This is a genomic window from Citrobacter sp. wls615 (genome assembly GCF_005281355.1).
Taxonomy (GTDB): Bacteria; Pseudomonadota; Gammaproteobacteria; order Enterobacterales; family Enterobacteriaceae; genus Citrobacter; species Citrobacter werkmanii.
This window is the reverse complement of sequence record NZ_SZXM01000047.1, coordinates 107493-123513: the sequence shown is the minus strand read 5'-3', so window position 1 is coordinate 123513 and position 16021 is coordinate 107493. Positions and strand designations below refer to the sequence as shown.

Annotated in this window: 15 protein-coding genes; 7 read left to right on the top strand and 8 right to left on the bottom strand. The window is 55.1% G+C overall.

Annotation, left to right across the window (positions count from 1 at the left end; all coding sequences use genetic code 11):
• Window positions 1–17: 17 nt before the first annotated feature.
• Both FDX04_RS13495 and gutQ read left to right on the top strand, forming a co-directional pair.
• Window positions 18–791 carry a DNA-binding transcriptional repressor gene (locus FDX04_RS13495; protein ID WP_137361200.1) on the top strand — a complete coding sequence of 258 codons (774 nt, stop codon included), beginning with the start codon at window positions 18–20 and terminating at the stop codon, window positions 789–791.
• The gene (gene gutQ, locus FDX04_RS13490) at window positions 784–1749 is read left to right on the top strand and encodes an arabinose-5-phosphate isomerase GutQ (protein ID WP_137371075.1); all 966 of its coding nucleotides are present in this window, start codon (window positions 784–786) and stop codon (window positions 1747–1749) included. Before FDX04_RS13495 ends, gutQ begins: the two co-directional genes overlap by 8 nt.
• Here gutQ and norR read toward each other — a convergent pair.
• Complete coding sequence (gene norR / locus FDX04_RS13485) at window positions 1746–3263, bottom strand: nitric oxide reductase transcriptional regulator NorR (RefSeq protein WP_085048872.1); 1518 nt, start codon at window positions 3261–3263, stop codon at window positions 1746–1748. The two genes, gutQ and norR, sit on opposite strands and share 4 nt — an antisense overlap.
• 188 nt (window positions 3264–3451) lie before the next feature.
• Here norR and norV point away from each other — a divergent pair, with 188 nt between their 5' ends.
• Both norV and norW read left to right on the top strand, forming a co-directional pair.
• On the top strand, window positions 3452–4900 hold the full coding sequence (gene norV, locus FDX04_RS13480; protein ID WP_137349497.1) for an anaerobic nitric oxide reductase flavorubredoxin: 1449 nt from the start codon (window positions 3452–3454) through the stop codon (window positions 4898–4900).
• A complete protein-coding gene (gene norW / locus FDX04_RS13475; RefSeq protein ID WP_137371074.1) occupies window positions 4897–6030 on the top strand; it encodes an NADH:flavorubredoxin reductase NorW in 1134 nt (377 codons plus the stop codon). Before norV ends, norW begins: the two co-directional genes overlap by 4 nt.
• 96 nt (window positions 6031–6126) lie before the next feature.
• Here the strand turns inward: norW and hypF are convergent, their stop codons facing one another.
• The 3 genes from hypF to FDX04_RS13460 all read right to left on the bottom strand — a co-directional run bounded on the left by hypF (window position 6127) and on the right by FDX04_RS13460 (window position 10202).
• Window positions 6127–8367, bottom strand: coding sequence for a carbamoyltransferase HypF (gene hypF, locus FDX04_RS13470; RefSeq protein WP_137361204.1), 2241 nt, complete (start codon window positions 8365–8367; stop codon window positions 6127–6129).
• Between the two features lie 130 nt (window positions 8368–8497).
• Window positions 8498–9043 carry an electron transport protein HydN gene (gene hydN / locus FDX04_RS13465; RefSeq protein ID WP_003037366.1) on the bottom strand — a complete coding sequence of 182 codons (546 nt, stop codon included), beginning with the start codon at window positions 9041–9043 and terminating at the stop codon, window positions 8498–8500.
• A gap of 145 nt (window positions 9044–9188) precedes the next feature.
• Entirely contained in the window at window positions 9189–10202 is a 1014-nt protein-coding gene (locus FDX04_RS13460) for a LacI family DNA-binding transcriptional regulator (RefSeq protein WP_042310567.1), read from the bottom strand.
• A 264-nt stretch (window positions 10203–10466) separates the two neighbouring features.
• Between FDX04_RS13460 and ascF the strand changes: the two genes are divergently transcribed.
• The 3 genes from ascF to FDX04_RS13445 all read left to right on the top strand — a co-directional run bounded on the left by ascF (window position 10467) and on the right by FDX04_RS13445 (window position 13792).
• Complete coding sequence (ascF, locus tag FDX04_RS13455; protein WP_137371073.1) at window positions 10467–11921, top strand: PTS cellobiose/arbutin/salicin transporter subunit IIBC; 1455 nt, start codon at window positions 10467–10469, stop codon at window positions 11919–11921.
• A gap of 22 nt (window positions 11922–11943) precedes the next feature.
• Window positions 11944–13368 (top strand): 6-phospho-beta-glucosidase, encoded by a 1425-nt coding sequence (locus FDX04_RS13450; RefSeq protein WP_137371072.1) that lies wholly within the window; start codon window positions 11944–11946, stop codon window positions 13366–13368.
• A 172-nt stretch (window positions 13369–13540) separates the two neighbouring features.
• Window positions 13541–13792 (top strand): SymE family type I addiction module toxin, encoded by a 252-nt coding sequence (locus FDX04_RS13445; RefSeq protein WP_042310574.1) that lies wholly within the window; start codon window positions 13541–13543, stop codon window positions 13790–13792.
• A gap of 45 nt (window positions 13793–13837) precedes the next feature.
• Here FDX04_RS13445 and hycI read toward each other — a convergent pair whose 3' ends face one another.
• Genes hycI through hycF form a run of 4 tightly spaced genes read right to left on the bottom strand, consistent with a single transcriptional unit; the run spans window position 13838 to window position 16017 of the window.
• Window positions 13838–14308, bottom strand: a complete 471-nt coding sequence (gene hycI, locus FDX04_RS13440) for a hydrogenase maturation peptidase HycI (protein WP_137361207.1) — start codon at window positions 14306–14308, stop codon at window positions 13838–13840.
• Window positions 14301–14711, bottom strand: coding sequence for a formate hydrogenlyase maturation HycH family protein (locus tag FDX04_RS13435; RefSeq protein ID WP_137361208.1), 411 nt, complete (start codon window positions 14709–14711; stop codon window positions 14301–14303). Before FDX04_RS13435 ends, hycI begins: the two co-directional genes overlap by 8 nt.
• Window positions 14708–15475, bottom strand: coding sequence for a formate hydrogenlyase subunit HycG (gene hycG, locus FDX04_RS13430; protein ID WP_079226087.1), 768 nt, complete (start codon window positions 15473–15475; stop codon window positions 14708–14710). Before hycG ends, FDX04_RS13435 begins: the two co-directional genes overlap by 4 nt.
• Window positions 15475–16017 (bottom strand): formate hydrogenlyase subunit HycF, encoded by a 543-nt coding sequence (gene hycF, locus FDX04_RS13425; protein ID WP_061382331.1) that lies wholly within the window; start codon window positions 16015–16017, stop codon window positions 15475–15477. The genes hycG and hycF overlap by 1 nt, the downstream gene beginning before the upstream one ends.
• Window positions 16018–16021 lie beyond the last annotated feature (4 nt).

The window sequence follows — 16021 nt, the reverse complement described above, 5'->3', positions numbered from 1 at the left end:
TCAGGGTAATCACGCCTATGAAACCTCGTCAGCGTCAGGCTGCCATACTGGAGCACCTGCAAAAGCAGGGAAAATGCTCGGTTGAAGAACTGGCCCACTACTTTGACACGACCGGCACAACCATTCGCAAAGACCTGGTCATTCTGGAAAATGCCGGAACCGTCATTCGTACCTATGGCGGCGTGGTGTTAAATAAAGACGAATCCGATCCGCCTATCGATCACAAAACGCTAATCAACACGCACAAAAAAGAGCAGATTGCCGAAGCTGCCGTCCATTATATCCATGATGGCGATTCCATCATTCTGGATGCGGGCAGCACCGTATTGCAGATGGTGCCGATGCTTACCCGCTTTAGCAACATCACCGTCATGACCAACAGTCTGCACATTGTTAACGCCCTTTCGGAGTTGGACAACGAGCAAACCATCCTGATGCCCGGCGGGACCTTTCGCAAAAAATCTGCGTCATTTCACGGTCAGCTGGCAGAAAACGCCTTTGAGCAATTCAGCTTTGATAAACTCTTCATGGGTACCGACGGCATTGATCTCAATGCCGGCGTGACCACCTTTAATGAGGTGTTTAGCGTCAGTAAAGCGATGTGCAATGCCGCTCGCGAAGTGATTCTGATGGCCGACTCCTCAAAATTTGGGCGTAAAAGCCCTAATGTTGTGTGCAGTCTGGAAAGCGTCGACAAGCTGATTACCGATGCGGGTATCGACCCTGCATTTCGTCAGGCGCTGGAAGCAAAAGGGATTGAAGTAATCATAACCGGAGAAACCAATGAGTGATGCACTACTGAACGCGGGCCGTCAGACGTTAATGCTGGAACTACAGGAAGCCAGCCGACTGCCAGAGCGGCTGGGCGATGATTTTGTCCGCGCCGCCAATACGATCATCCACTGTGAAGGCAAAGTCATTGTCTCCGGGATTGGCAAATCAGGCCATATTGGCAAAAAAATTGCTGCGACCCTCGCCAGTACCGGCACCCCAGCCTTTTTTGTGCATCCCGCTGAAGCCCTGCACGGCGACTTAGGGATGATCGAAAGCCGTGATGTCATGCTGTTTATCTCCTACTCCGGCGGTGCGAAAGAGCTGGATCTCATCATCCCGCGCCTGGAAGACAAATCCGTCGCCCTGCTGGCAATGACCGGAAAACCGACTTCGCCGCTGGGCCTGGCGGCCAAAGCCGTGCTGGATATTTCTGTTGAACGTGAAGCCTGCCCGATGCGCCTGGCGCCGACCTCCAGCACCGTGAACACGCTGATGATGGGCGACGCGCTCGCAATCGCCGTGATGCAGGCGCGCGGCTTTAACGAAGAAGATTTTGCCCGCTCGCATCCGGCTGGCGCGCTGGGCGCTCGTCTGTTAAATAAAGTGCATCATCTGATGCGCCGTGACGATGCCATTCCGCAGGTGACTCTGACCACCAGCGTCATGGACGCGATGCTGGAGCTGAGCCGCACGGGCCTTGGTCTGGTGGCTGTTTGTGACGATGCGTCGCTGGTGAAAGGCGTCTTTACCGACGGCGACCTGCGCCGCTGGCTGGTTGGCGGCGGCGCGCTCACCACGCAGGTTAGCGAAGCAATGACCCATAATGGCATTACGCTGCAGGCGCAGAGCCGCGCGATTGACGCCAAAGAGATCCTGATGAAACGCAAAATCACTGCCGCACCGGTGATAGATGAAAACGGGAAACTCACCGGTGCTATCAACCTGCAGGATTTCTATCAGGCCGGTATTATCTAATCCTTCAGCCCCAGGCGTTTCGCCAGCCGGTGCAGGTTGGCGACGTCTGTTTCCAGCGCCCGCGCGCTTGCCGCCCAATTGTGATTATTTTGCGCCAAGGCCCGGCGGATCATCTCGCGCTGAAATGACTCCGTTGCCTCACGCAAATTGTGATGCTGCGGGATCTCTGCCACGACGTCCGGCTGCGGTACAGGGCTTTCATCCTGCAAGGCAAAATGCTGTGCCTCCAGCACCACCTCATCCCCTGCCCGGGTAGCCCTTGCCAGCACAACCGCCCGATGAATGGCATGTTCCAGCTCGCGCACGTTTCCGGGCCAGCCGTAACTCAGCAGATGATTACGCGCGCCGGGGCTTAACACCACGCGGGAAAGTCCCAGCCGCAGCCGACATTGCTCGCAAAAATAGCCCGCCAGCAGCACTACATCTTCGCCGCGCTCACGCAGTGGCGGCACGGAAAGGGGAAAAACGCTCAGGCGATGAAACAGATCTGCGCGAAAATTCCCCGCCAGCACCTCTTCGCGTAAATCACGATTGGTCGCCGCCAGTACGCGCACGTCAACGCGCAGGCTGCGATCGTCCCCCACACGCTGAATATCGCCATACTGTAATACGCGCAGCAGCTTGGCCTGCAACGCCAGCGAGAGTTCGCCAATTTCGTCGAGAAACAGCGTGCCGTTATCCGCCATTTCAAACTTACCGCTACGATTACTGATAGCCCCGGTAAAAGCCCCTTTTACGTGACCAAAAAGTTCACTTTCCGCCACGCTTTCGGGCAACGCCGCGCAGTTGAGATACACCAGCGGATTCACCGCACGCGGCGAACCTTCATGGATAGCTTTGGCTACCAGCTCCTTCCCGGTCCCGGTTTCGCCGCTGATCAATACGTTGAGATCGGACCCTGCAACAATCTCAATCTCTTTTTTCAACTGCATCATATTGGGCGACAGGCCAATCATCTGGGTTTCCGTCACCTGCTCGAAAGCCGTCGACGAACCCGGCAGCATATTCTGGCTTTCCAGTTGTTCAATCAGCAACGCATTACTCAGCGCCCCCGCCGCCAGAGCGGCAATCAGCCTCAGCTCTTCATCGCTGAAGACATCGAACTGATCGGGCTCCATGCCATCCAGCGTTAACGCACCAATCAGATTTTGTCCGGCAAACAACGGCAACCCAATGCAGGCATGGACCTTCAGGCTCTCCTGACCCGGGATTAACCCGTCATAAGGATCGGGCAGATCGCTGTCGGCAGGAAAACGTACCACGTCCCCGGCGCGGGCAATCGCCTCCAGCCGCGGATGTCCCTCCAGCGTGAAGCGGCGGCCCAGAACATCCTGCGCCAGGCCATCGATAGCCAGCGGGATAAACTGTCGTGACTCGTAGCGCAGCAGTGCCGATGCGTCGCACTCCAGCACTTGGCGCAAAGTCGTGATCAGGCGCTGAAAGCGGTCCTGATGTCCGATACCGCTTTGTAATTCGATGGCGATACCCGCCAGCACATCTACTGAAAAGCTCATGGCAACCTCATTGTCATTTTGACAATTCATATTGTCATATTGACAATGAAATGAACAGTCATTTTGACTACCACCTTATAAGCAATAAATAATAAACCATTAAAAATCAAATGATTAAAAAGTTGGCACACAACATGCAATAAGCAAAACATCTTTTTTAGAAAAACGCTGAATTAATTGAGGTTGCTATGTCTATTCTGGTTAAAAATAACATTCATTGGGTTGGCCAACGTGACTGGGAAGTGCGTGATTTCCACGGCACTGAATACAAAACGCTGCGCGGCAGCAGCTACAACAGCTATCTCATCCGTGAAGAAAAAAACGTGCTGATCGATACAGTAGACCATAAGTTTAGCCGTGAATTCGTGCAGAACCTGCGCAGTGAAATTGACCTCGCGGATATCGACTACATCATCATTAACCACGCAGAAGAAGACCACGCCGGAGCGCTGACCGAACTGATGTCTTGCATCCCGGACACGCCAATTTACTGCACCGCTAACGCAATTGATTCCATCACCGGCCACCACCATCATCCGGAGTGGAACTTCAACGTGGTGAAAACCGGTGATTCTCTGGACATCGGCAACGGCAAACAGCTGATCTTTGTTGAAACGCCGATGCTGCACTGGCCTGACAGCATGATGACCTACATGACCGGCGATGCGGTACTGTTCAGTAACGACGCCTTCGGCCAGCATTACTGCGACGAACGCCTGTTCAACGACGAAGTTGACCAGACCGAACTGTTCGAACAATGCCAACGCTACTACGCCAACATCCTGACCCCGTTCAGCCGTCTGGTGACACCGAAAATCACTGAAATCCTCGGCTTCAACCTGCCGGTGGATATGATTGCGACTTCTCACGGTGTGGTATGGCGCGAAAACCCAACGCAGATCGTTGAGCTGTACCTGAAATGGGCGGCCGATTATCAGGAAGACCGCATCACCATCTTCTACGACACCATGTCCAACAACACCCGCATGATGGCGGACGCCATAGCCCAGGGCATCAACGAAGTTGACCCGAACGTGGCGGTGAAAATCTTTAACGTCGCACGTAGCGACAAAAACGAAGTCCTGACCAACGTCTTCCGCTCTAAAGGCGTGCTGGTCGGTACCTCCACCATGAACAACGTGATGATGCCGAAAATCGCCGGACTGGTGGAAGAGATGACCGGTCTGCGTTTTCGTAACAAACGCGCCAGCGCCTTTGGTTCTCACGGCTGGAGCGGCGGCGCAGTAGACCGCCTGTCCACCCGTTTACAGGATGCAGGTTTTGAGATGTCGCTGAGCCTGAAGGCGAAATGGCGTCCGGATCTGGATGCGCTGGAACTGTGTCGTCAGCACGGTCGTGAAATTGCACGTCAGTGGGCGCTTGCTCCGCTGCCGGAAACGGCGGTAAAAGCGGCAACCAAAGAAGAAGAGTGCGCCTGTGCCGCTGCGGCTGCGGCTGACCTCGGCCCAAGCATGCAGTGCAGCGTGTGTCAGTGGATTTACGATCCAGCAAAAGGTGAACCGTTGCAGGATGTCGCGCCAGGTACCCCATGGAGCGACGTGCCGGATAACTTCCTGTGCCCGGAATGTTCATTAGGTAAAGACGTCTTCGACGTACTGGCAACGGAGGCAAAATGAGCCGCGGAATTGTCATTATTGGTTCGGGCTTCGCCGCCCGCCAGTTAGTCAAAAATATCCGTAAACAGGATGCAACTGTTCCGTTGACCCTGATTGCCGCTGACAGCATGGATGAGTACAACAAGCCCGATCTCAGCCACGTTATCAGTCAGGCACAGCGTGCAGACGACCTCACCCGCCAGTCGGCGGGGGAGTTTGCCGAACAGTTTAACTTGCGCCTGTTCCCATACACCTGGGTGACCGACATCGACGCCGATGCCCACATCGTGAAAAGTCAGGACCAACAGTGGCAGTATGACAAGCTGGTTCTGGCTACGGGGGCTTCAGCCTTTGTGCCTCCAGTTACCGGACGTGAGTTAATGCTCACACTGAACAGCCAGCAAGAATACCGCGCCTGTGAAACGCAACTGCGTGATGCCCAGCGGGTACTCATTGTCGGCGGTGGCTTAATTGGCAGTGAACTGGCGATGGATTTTTGTCGTGCCGGTAAAGCGGTAACGCTTATCGACAACGCCGCCAGCATTCTGGCCTCGCTGATGCCACCGGAAGTCAGCAGTCGCTTACAGCATCGTCTGACCGATATGGGTGTGCATCTGCTGCTGAAATCCCAGCTTCAGGGTCTGGAAAAAAATGAATCGGGTATTCGCGCCACGCTCGATCGTAGCCGCAGCGTAGACGTCGATGCAGTGATCGCCGCCACCGGTCTGCGCCCGGAAACGGCGCTGGCCCGTCGCGCCGGATTGAACATCAATCGTGGCGTCTGCGTCGACAGCTATCTGCAAACCAGTCACCCGGATATTTATGCGCTCGGCGACTGTGCGGAAATTAACGGTCAGGTGCTGCCGTTCCTGCAGCCGATTCAACTGAGCGCCATGTATCTGGCGAAAAACCTGCTCGGCGGCAATGCGCCATTGAAGCTGCCTGCCATGCTGGTAAAAGTTAAAACGCCGGAACTGCCATTACATCTGGCAGGGGAAACCCAGCGTCGCGATCTGAACTGGCATATTGCCGCTGAAGCGCAAGGTATGGTGGCCAGAGGAATGAACGAAGAAGGCCAGCTATGTGCGTTTGTGGTCAGTGAAGACCGGATGAAAGAAGCCTTTGCGCTGCTGAAAACATTGCCCATGTAAGTTTGTGATGCCGGATGGCGGCGCTTCGCGCCTTATCCGGCCTACGAGCAAGCATCTATTTGTAGGCCGGATAAGGCGCAGCCGCCATCCGGCATCTTACCCTTCCGCGAACGCCCGCGCCGCGGCAATCACGCCCTGCCCCAGAGATAATCCCCCATCCCCCGCCGGTAAACGCTGCGGAAACAGTAAGGTGAAATCAGCCAGATAAAATGCCAGCCGCGATGACAACAAACGGTTATGCATCACGCCACCGCTGAATACTAACGTCTTCACGCCACGCGCTTCGGCCTGCTCACGCATCAGCGTGGCAAACCCACACGCCAGCGCATCATGAAACGCCCACGCCCTTGCTGCAGACGCCCCCTGCCAGTTCAGCCATTGCTGCCAAAACACAGCCAGGTCAAGTTCATTACCTTGCAACGGGATGGTTACCGGATGCTCAACACCATCACATTGCGAGGCCAACGCCTCCAGCGCGCAGGCGGCCTCGCCTTCATAACTCAATGAAGTCGGAGCGCACTGGAGCGCGGCGGCAACGGCATCAAACAGCCGTCCGCACGATGACGCCAGCGGGGCATTGATCCCCCGCTCAATGGCGCGTGCCAGCACGTTCCAGTTTTGCTGTTGCAGCGCCGATGTTTCCGGGTAACGCTGCCAGTCAGGGACAAAACGCAGACACTGCGCGAGCAGGTTACGCCACGGCTGCTTTGCCGCCAGATCGCCGCCCGCCAGCGCGACCGCGGGTAAGCCACCCAAGTGTTCGCATTCACGATAGTTGACCCGCAAACACTCTCCGCCCCACAGCGCGCCGTTTGCCCCCATGCCGATACCGTCTACCGTCAGAGCAATCACGTCGCCACCGTCCAGCGGCCAACCGTGCTCGGCAAGGCTCGCAGCGGCATGCGCATGGTGATGCAGCACCGTTTCGGTCGGCAGATTCATCTCACTGGCCCACTGGCTGGAAACATAGCCGGGATGGGCGTCATGCACAATACGCTGTGGCGTAAAGTCATAAATGTTCTGGATCAGGTGCAGCGCATCACGCCACTGCTGCTGGATGCCGTCATCACTGAGATCGCCCAAATGCTGACTGATAACCGCCTGTTCGCCGCGCACCAGACAGAAGGTATTTTTTAGATCCGCGCCTAAGCACAGCATCGGCGGCACGTCGCGAAATCCCGGCGGCAGTGCTATCGCATCCGGCACGTAACCCCGCGAACGGCGCAGCATTTCCCCGCTTTCACGCACCACGGAGTCATCCATACGCTGCACAATTTCGCGGTTATGCAGCAGGAAACCGTCGGCAATCTCGCGTAAATCTTCCAGCGCCTGCGCGTTGGTAATGGCTGGCGGCCTGCCGCTGAGGTTGCCGGAGGTCATTACCAGCGGGCAATTCATCTCTTGTAACAGGAGATGCTGCAACGGATTCGCTGGCAACATGACGCCAACTTCCGTTAACCCTGGCGCAATTCCCTCGCTCAGTGCCGCTACACAGCGTTTCTGCACCAGCACGATCGGCGCGGCAGGGGCGGTTAACAGACGACGTGCGGCTTCAGGTAGCCCGTCATCGCCAGGCAGCATCACTGCCAGAGGTTTTGCCGGACGGTGTTTGCGCAGCCTGAGTAGCGCTACGGCGTTATCATTTCGCGCATCGCAAACCAGATGAAATCCACCAATGCCTTTCACAGCGACAATGCCGCCCGCTTTTAGCAACGCCACCGCCGCCTGCAGCGCCTCTTCTTTTTCCGCTCTCTCACCCGCGCTTAGCCACTCAAGATGTGGACCGCATTGCGGGCAGGCAACGGGTTGGGCGTGAAAGCGACGGTCGTAGGGATCGCGATACTCTGTATCGCATTGCGAACAGAGAGGGAAGGACGCCATCACGGTAAACGGACGGTCGTACGGCATGGCGCGGATAATCGTAAAACGCGGACCACAATGGGTACAGTTGATGAAGGGGTAGCGATAGCGACGTTCGCCGGGAGTGTTCATTTCAACAAGGCATGCGGGACAAGTCGCGGCGTCCGGGACAATTTGCGTATTCATCGTGCCGCCTGCACTTTGGCGAATCGAGAAATCGGCAGGCTGCTGCGTCCAGGCGAATGGTTCGCTCTCAATGCTATCAATGCGCGCCAGCGGCGGACAATGTTGATGCAATTGCGCAATAAACTCCGCCGGATCTTCCTGTAAGCGCACCACCACACCGTCACCGTCGTTGCACACGTCGCCATGCAGTTGCAGGCGCTGCGCCAGTTGCCAGATGAAGGGGCGAAAGCCGACGCCCTGTACCTTACCGCGAATACGCAGTTGTACGCCGGAGTGGTTGTTGATTGTCATTATGTCCTTCCCGCAGTCATCTATCCCGGTTTGCCGGATGGCGGCTGCGCCTTATCCGGCCTACATGACTCCCGTGTAGGCCTTAAAGCTGCGCGCCATCAGGCACGTATTTTACGCGGATTTTTAGCGATCAGAACAGCAAAGATGCGGTGGAGTCCAGCGCCGCGCGACGGCGTTTTTCAGCGCTCAGTTGCTCAAGCTTATTGCGATCCACATAAATCAGCGCGTGAGTCGGGCAGACTTCCATACAGGCAGGACCCGCTTCACGGTGGTGGCACAAGTCGCACTTGTTGGCTTCGGCTTTTTCTGCACGAACGTTCAGGCCCGCGCCGCTGTTACGCACAACCGGACGCACGACAACTTCCATTGCCCCATAAGGACACGCCACCACGCAGGTTTTACAGCCAATGCAGCGTTCCTGCATCACGTGGACAAAGCCTTTATCACGGCTGATTGCTCCGTTCGGACAGACGTTAGCGCACGGCGCGTCTTCACACTGGCGGCACAGCGTTGCCGTGGAGACGTTAACGCCTTTGATGACGTGAATGCGGGGTAAAAAGGTTTCAGGGGTCAGCGATGCGCAGTCCTGGTTATCCTGATGGGATACCACGCAGGCCACTTCACAGGTACGGCAACCAATGCATTTATTGGCGTCTGCAATGATGAAACGGTTCATCAATTTCTCCAGCAATGACAGATTATCTGCCGAAGCATTCACGAATCGTGCCAAATTTTAATGCACTGTTATTAAAGAGTTTTTATTTTGATGGATGTGAGAATGGTGTGTCATCGTCACTAGTGACGATGACAAATGACAACCGTCAGCGCGAAACATACGGCGCAACAGAGTCGCGCTGAATGAGTTCCCCGATGAAGATTTTTGGCGGTGTAAACACTCCATCGCCCAGCATAAATATCAGACGGCCGATCGTTTCCTGGATCATTTCCGTCACCGGTATTTTGACGCTGGAAAGCGCCGGAATAGTGTATGGCGCGATAGCGATATCATCGAAACCAATCACCGACACTTGGGCAGGCACGCGGATACCCTGCTCATGCAGCTGCTTCATCGCGCCTATCGCCATATCATCATTGCTGGCCACCAGCGCGGTAAAATTGACCTTGCGTGCAAGCAAGGTATCAACGCCCGCCGCACCGCAGGCTGGCGTCCATTTTCCTTTGACAATCAAATCATTATTTAGCGGAATGCCATGCGCAGCCAGCGCGTCTTTATAGCCTGAGAGTCGTTCCACGCCGGTAGGTGAATCCATCGAGCCGGTAATAAAACCAATCTCCTGGTGCCCGGCGGCAATCAACTGCGCAACGGCGTTAAAGCTGGTTTGTTTTTGATCGCACCAGACGCTGTGGCTACTGTTTTTACGCAGCCGTCGGTTAAGCACCATAATCGGCTGGGCGTGCGCGTCAATGATCTCGTCTATTTCATCCACGCTGAGAAAACGCGGATAAATCATAATCGCGTCACAGCGCAGGTCGAGTAAGTACTGGATCGCCTGACGCTCTTCCTCTGCGCTATGCTTACCATCAGCCAGCAACAACTGGCGCCCCTTATCCTCCGCCATCCGCGCGGTGTGAAACAGCAGCTCGCTGAAATAGACGCCATGATAAAGAGTGTTGGTCACCACCAGACCCAGCGTTTGCGTGGTCTTCGCTGCCAGACTGCGCGCCAGTAAATTAGGGCGGTAACCACTCTCTTCAATGGCCTGAAACACACGGTCTTTGGTTTCCTGGCTGACGTAACCGTTCCCGGAAAGCACCCGGGAAACCGTCGCTTTCGACACCCCGGCCCGCTTCGCCACTTCCAGCATAGTGGTCATAGTACTCATCCCTTTTCTCTTAATGTGACGCAGTGTACTGCACCGTTTCGCCGCTGTCCTTGCTGCTAAAACGCGGCGCCTGACATCTGGTGATCATCATCACGATTATAAAAATAATAAAAATTAAATCTTGTTTAAAAATTATAAATTAAACATTCTTTTGTGGAACCGGTTTCCTATTTGAGTTTCATCAACTCAGAAACGCGACCTGCGCAAACGGATAAAAACATAACGTACCCTACTGATAAAACAGGATTAAATCCGATGTCCAAGAATTATGCAGCGCTGGCGCGCTCCGTTGTGACGGCTCTGGGAGGCGTCGACAACATCACAGCAGTGACCCACTGTATGACCCGTTTGCGTTTCGTTATCAAAGATGATGCGCAGGTCGATAGCGCGACACTGAAAACGCTTCCTGGCGTGCTGGGCGTAGTACGTAACGATAATCAGTGTCAGGTGATCATCGGCAACACCGTTTCGCAGGCGTATCGCGAAGTTGTCAGCCTGCTACCAGCCAACATGCAGCCTGCTGAGCCGCAAACCAAACCCCGGCTGACGCTGAAACGGATTGGCGCGGGGATCCTCGATGCGCTGATCGGCACGATGTCACCGCTGATCCCGGCAATTATCGGTGGATCAATGCTCAAGCTGCTGGCAATGGTTCTGGAAATGACCGGCGTGCTGGTGAAAGGATCTTCCACCCTCACCATTCTGACCGTTATCGGCGACGGCGCATTTTTCTTCCTGCCGCTGATGGTCGCCGCTTCGGCAGCCATTAAATTCAAAACCAACATGTCGCTGGCAATTGCTATTGCGGGTGTGCTGGTCCATCCCAGCTTTATCGATCTGATGGCAAAAGCTGCGCAGGGTGAGCACGTTGAGTTCGCCCTGATCCCGGTGACGGCGGTGAAATATACCTACACAGTGATCCCGGCACTGGTCATGACCTGGTGTCTGTCATACATCGAACGTTGGGTGGATCGTATCACTCCGGCAGTGACAAAAAACTTCCTCAAACCGATGCTGATCGTGCTGATCGCCGCCCCGCTCGCGATCGTTTTAATCGGTCCGATTGGTATCTGGATCGGTAGCGCAATTTCAGCGCTGGTCTATACCATTCACGGTTATCTCGGCTGGCTGTCGGTCGCCATTATGGGCGCATTGTGGCCGCTGTTGGTGATGACGGGTATGCACCGCGTGTTTACGCCCACCATTATCCAGACCATTGCCGAAACCGGTAAAGAAGGCATGGTGATGCCGTCTGAAATCGGCGCCAATCTGTCGCTGGGTGGTTCATCGCTGGCGGTGGCATGGAAAACCAAAAACCCGGAACTGCGTCAGACGGCGTTAGCGGCCGCCGCGTCAGCCATCATGGCTGGCATTTCCGAACCCGCGCTGTACGGCGTGGCGATCCGTCTGAAACGCCCACTGATTGCGAGCCTAATCAGCGGGTTTATTTGCGGCGCCGTTGCCGGCATGGCTGGACTGGCGAGTCATTCCATGGCGGCCCCCGGTCTGTTCACCAGCGTCCAGTTTTTCGATCCGGCTAATCCGATGACCATTGTCTGGGTGTTTGGCGTGATGGCGCTGGCGGTCGTGCTTTCCTTTGTATTAACACTGATTCTCGGCTTTGAAGATATTCCTGTCGAAGATGCTGCCGCGCAGGCCAGAAAAAATCAGGCCGCACAACCGGGCAATATCAATGGAGCCAGCATTTGACTGGCATGAACTGAGGTTAACTATGTCTGTTTTTCCGCAAGGATTTTTATGGGGCGGCGCGCTGGCCGCCAACCAGTCTGAAGGGGCATACCGGGAAGGCGGCAAAGGGCTGACCACCGTCGATATGATCCCCCACGGCGAACATCGGATGCCCGTTAAGCTGGGTCAGGAGAAGCGCTTTACGCTTCAGGATGACGAATTTTATCCCAGCCATCAGGCAATCGACTTTTATCATCGCTATAAAGAAGATATTGCGCTGATGGCGGAAATGGGGTTTACGGTTTTTCGCACCTCAATAGCCTGGAGTCGTCTCTACCCTAACGGCGACGAACTGGCGCCTAATGAAGAAGGTATCGCTTTTTACCGGGCCGTTTTTGCCGAGTGTAAAAAATACGGTATTGAGCCGTTAGTCACGCTATGTCACTTCGATGTGCCCATGCACCTGGTTACTGAGTACGGCTCCTGGCGGAACCGCAAAATGGTGGAGTTCTTTACCCGTTACGCCCGCACCTGCTTCGAGGCCTTTGACGGCCAGGTGAAGTACTGGCTGACGTTCAACGAAATCAACATCATGCTACACAGCCCCTTTTCAGGCGCCGGGCTGGTGTTTGAAGAAGGTGAAAATCAGGATCAGGTGAAATATCAGTCCGCCCACCACGAACTGATTGCCAGTGCCCTGGCGACGAAAATCGCCCATGAAGTAAATCCGCAAAATCGGGTCGGCTGCATGCTGGCGGGCGGTAATTTTTATCCTTATTCCTGTAAACCAGAAGATGTGTGGACCGCGCTGGAAAAAGACCGCGAAAACCTGTTCTTTATTGATGTGCAGGCGCGTGGGGCTTATCCCGCCTACTCCGCCCGGGTGTTTCGTGAAAAAGGCGTGGCGATAGAAAAAGCCGCGGAAGATGACGACATCCTGAAGAACACCGTCGATTTTGTCTCGTTTAGCTATTACGCATCACGCTGCGCCTCCGCTGACATGAACACTGGCAACACCAGCGCTGCCAACGTAGTGAAATCACTGCGTAATCCGTACATTGCCGCCAGCGAATGGGGCTGGGGTATCGATCCGCTTGGCCTGCGCATCACCATGAATATGATGTATGACCGTTATCAGAAGCCGCTGTTTCTGGTGGAAAACGGACTGGGGGCGAAAGATGAAATCGATGCCAACGGCGAGATCAATGACGACTATCGCATTCGCTATCTACGCGAACACATCCGCGCCATGGCTGATGCCATTGAGGATGGTGTGCAGCTAATGGGTTACACCACCTGGGGCTGTATCGATCTGGTTTCCGCCTCAACCGGCGAGATGAGCAAGCGTTACGGTTTTGTGTATGTAGACCGGGACGATGCGGGCCAAGGCACGCTGGCGCGTACCCGAAAAAAATCATTCTGGTGGTACAAAAAAGTGATCGCCAGTAACGGGGCCGATCTGGCGTAACCGCTCAGCCGGAGGAGTCTGTAATCCTCCGGCTGAATCGCTTATTTTCATTTCATGAATTGCATTCCAAATGTGGAATCTTCCTTCCAGTTTCCGGTTTGCCCTTGCGCATTTTTACTGGCATTTTATTCAGTAGTTTTTGCTCTTATCCGTTCACCACAAGGAAGCGTTCATGTCTGATGAAAATGGCACAACAGCAGTGGCTATCACCAAACCCGTACGTCGTTTGAAAGTGGGTTATGTCAGAAAACGCCATGAAGATCGTAACACGGGTTTCACGCTCCGTATCAGTCGGCATGCCTCGCTAACGCTGAACGGCGACTGGCTGGAACAAGCGGGATTCCCTACCGGGACGGCAGTGAATGTTTCGGTGATGCAGGGGAAATTAATTATTGAGCAGGCAACGGAAGAACAGAGAGTGTGAGGCTCAAAACAGGCCGGATGCCACGGGCATCCGGCGCTGGTAAGGTTAGTCTTCTGGCGCTTCTAACTCGGAAAATCCACCGTGGCCTTCCCACCTGGCTAATCGTTGATAGACTGTCTCGACCGCATCTTTGATTAGCTGCGTCATCGGGTAATAAAAACCGACAATATCCGGCTGAATGCCGAGGAAGATCACCTCGCCAACATCCTCTTTTAGCTGATCAACCAGATAGTTCAGCGGCATGTTGTGGGTGGTCATCATGAACATTTCGGCAATATCATCAGGGTCGATAATGCGGATTTCACCAGGGTTTAACCCCATGTCGGTGGCATCCACAATCAACAGACGCTGCGGGCGCAGTTCACGGATAGCGACGATATCGTTTTCCGGCGCGCTACCGCCGTCGATGACAACCCAGTTGCCCTGAGGACTGGCAGCGCACATTTCCGCCAGTAGCGGACCCGCGCCGTCATCGCCCATCATGCTGTTGCCGACACAAAGTAAAACGTCAGTCACGGTGTCTCCTCACCATCAGATAGATGGCGCTTTCCTGGTGAATATCATGCAGCATGCTGAGCATCAGCTTGCTCCACTCCTGCTGCTGAGGAGTCTGCACGGCGCGCGCAGCATCAAACGCGCGAGCCAGCATTTGCACATGGTTGAAATCGATGACGATCTCGCCATACTTCGGCACGCCTTCCATTTTCCGGCGGGCTTCGCTTCCTTCGGCAAGCGTGGCAATCCATGCCAGATATTCATCCCACGGACAGGTTAACGCCGCTTCCAGGCAATCGATGATCCCAAGGTGGTGACCAATCGCCAGGCTGTAATAGACAACCTGCTGCGCCTCTGCGGGCGTCGCATCGTTCTCATCAATAAACTTACGGCTCAGTTGACTGAACACCACCGTTTCACTCATCGGATACGCGCCTCTTCGACTACGTGGTTAAGATACGTGACGATTTCGGTCAGACGCGGATCGTTTTCCGCTTCCAGCCAGCGCGCCACCTGATGTTCACCCTGCCCTAACTGCGTCATATAGTCATCAGCAATCTGGCGACCGTAGCGATAACCCGCCAAACGGCGAGCTTCGCGGTCCACCTTGACGCGCAGCGGCTGAACCATATCCGGATGCAGAATTTCAGCGGGCTGTTCGTCCAGTTCACCTGGCGCACGCGCATGAATTTTCTGTTCCAGCAGACCCAGCGCCATCGCAAAACCGTACAGCGTTGCCGCAGGCGTCGGCGGACAGCCAGGAATATACACGTCCACCGGTACGATTTTATCCGTGCCGCCCCATACGCAGTATAAGTCGTGGAAGATACCGCCGCTGTTACCGCAGGCGCCGTAAGAGATACAAATTTTCGGATCCGGCGCAGACTGCCAGGCGCGCAGCGCCGGAGAACGCATCGCGCGGGTTACCGCGCCGGTAAACAGCAGGATATCCGCATGACGCGGCGACGGTACCACTTTGATACCAAAGCGTTCGGCATCAAACAGCGGAGAGAGCGTGGCGAAAATTTCGATTTCGCAGCCGTTGCAGCCGCCGCAGTCCACACGATAAACATATGCTGAACGCTTGATGCTTTTCAGCAGCGATGCTTTCATGCTGGCAATGGATTCATCCACCGTCATCGGTACCGGAATACCGTTGGCGTCACGTGGGCCTAATAAATTGCTCATCAGCTGGCCTCTTTCATATGGCGAGTCAGTTCAATACGGTCAGACGGCACCAGACATTTCTGGCGCTTACAATCCGGGCAGGTCTCAAAGCTTTCACGGTGGTTTTCCGCGCGGCTGTCACCGTTGTGCTTGAGCAGCGCAATGGCGTAATCAATCTCTTTTTGTACCGCGAACGGGCGGTTACAGACGCGGCAGTTACACAGCGAAAAGCGAGACTGCTGCAGGAAATCTTCTTTCTTCCATACCGCCAGCTCATATTCCTGCGACAGCTTGATCGCCGCCGTCGGGCAAACTTCTTCGCAGCGGGCGCAGAAGATGCAGCGACCGAGGTTGAACTGCCAGGCCAGCTCATTGGTAGCCAGATCGGTTTCGACCGTCAGCGCGTTAGACGGACACGCATTAACGCAGGCCGCGCAGCCAATGCACTGCTGCGGATTGTGCTCTGGTTTGCCGCGGAAGTTTTTATCGACCGCAATCGGCTCCAGCGGATACGACGACGTCGGCGCCCCGGTTTTGATGACTTTTTTGATAAAGGTAAACATGGCG

Bases quoted from the DNA above. Each gene is read 5' to 3' on its own strand.
- norW (WP_137371074.1), top strand. From the start codon at position 4,897: ATGAGCCGCGGAATTGTCATTATTGGTTCGGGCTTCGCCGCCCGCCAG.
- FDX04_RS13435 (WP_137361208.1), bottom strand. From the start codon at position 14,711: ATGAGTGAAACGGTGGTGTTCAGTCAACTGAGCCGTAAGTTTATTGAT.
- hycF (WP_061382331.1), bottom strand. From the start codon at position 16,017: ATGTTTACCTTTATCAAAAAAGTCATCAAAACCGGGGCGCCGACGTCG.
- hydN (WP_003037366.1), bottom strand. From the start codon at position 9,043: ATGAACCGTTTCATCATTGCAGACGCCAATAAATGCATTGGTTGCCGT.
- norV (WP_137349497.1), top strand. From the start codon at position 3,452: ATGTCTATTCTGGTTAAAAATAACATTCATTGGGTTGGCCAACGTGAC.
- gutQ (WP_137371075.1), top strand. From the start codon at position 784: ATGAGTGATGCACTACTGAACGCGGGCCGTCAGACGTTAATGCTGGAA.
- FDX04_RS13460 (WP_042310567.1), bottom strand. From the start codon at position 10,202: ATGACCACTATGCTGGAAGTGGCGAAGCGGGCCGGGGTGTCGAAAGCG.
- ascF (WP_137371073.1), top strand. From the start codon at position 10,467: ATGTCCAAGAATTATGCAGCGCTGGCGCGCTCCGTTGTGACGGCTCTG.
- FDX04_RS13450 (WP_137371072.1), top strand. From the start codon at position 11,944: ATGTCTGTTTTTCCGCAAGGATTTTTATGGGGCGGCGCGCTGGCCGCC.
- hycG (WP_079226087.1), bottom strand. From the start codon at position 15,475: ATGAGCAATTTATTAGGCCCACGTGACGCCAACGGTATTCCGGTACCG.
- FDX04_RS13445 (WP_042310574.1), top strand. From the start codon at position 13,541: ATGTCTGATGAAAATGGCACAACAGCAGTGGCTATCACCAAACCCGTA.
- norR (WP_085048872.1), bottom strand. From the start codon at position 3,263: ATGAGCTTTTCAGTAGATGTGCTGGCGGGTATCGCCATCGAATTACAA.
- FDX04_RS13495 (WP_137361200.1), top strand. From the start codon at position 18: ATGAAACCTCGTCAGCGTCAGGCTGCCATACTGGAGCACCTGCAAAAG.
- hypF (WP_137361204.1), bottom strand. From the start codon at position 8,367: ATGACAATCAACAACCACTCCGGCGTACAACTGCGTATTCGCGGTAAG.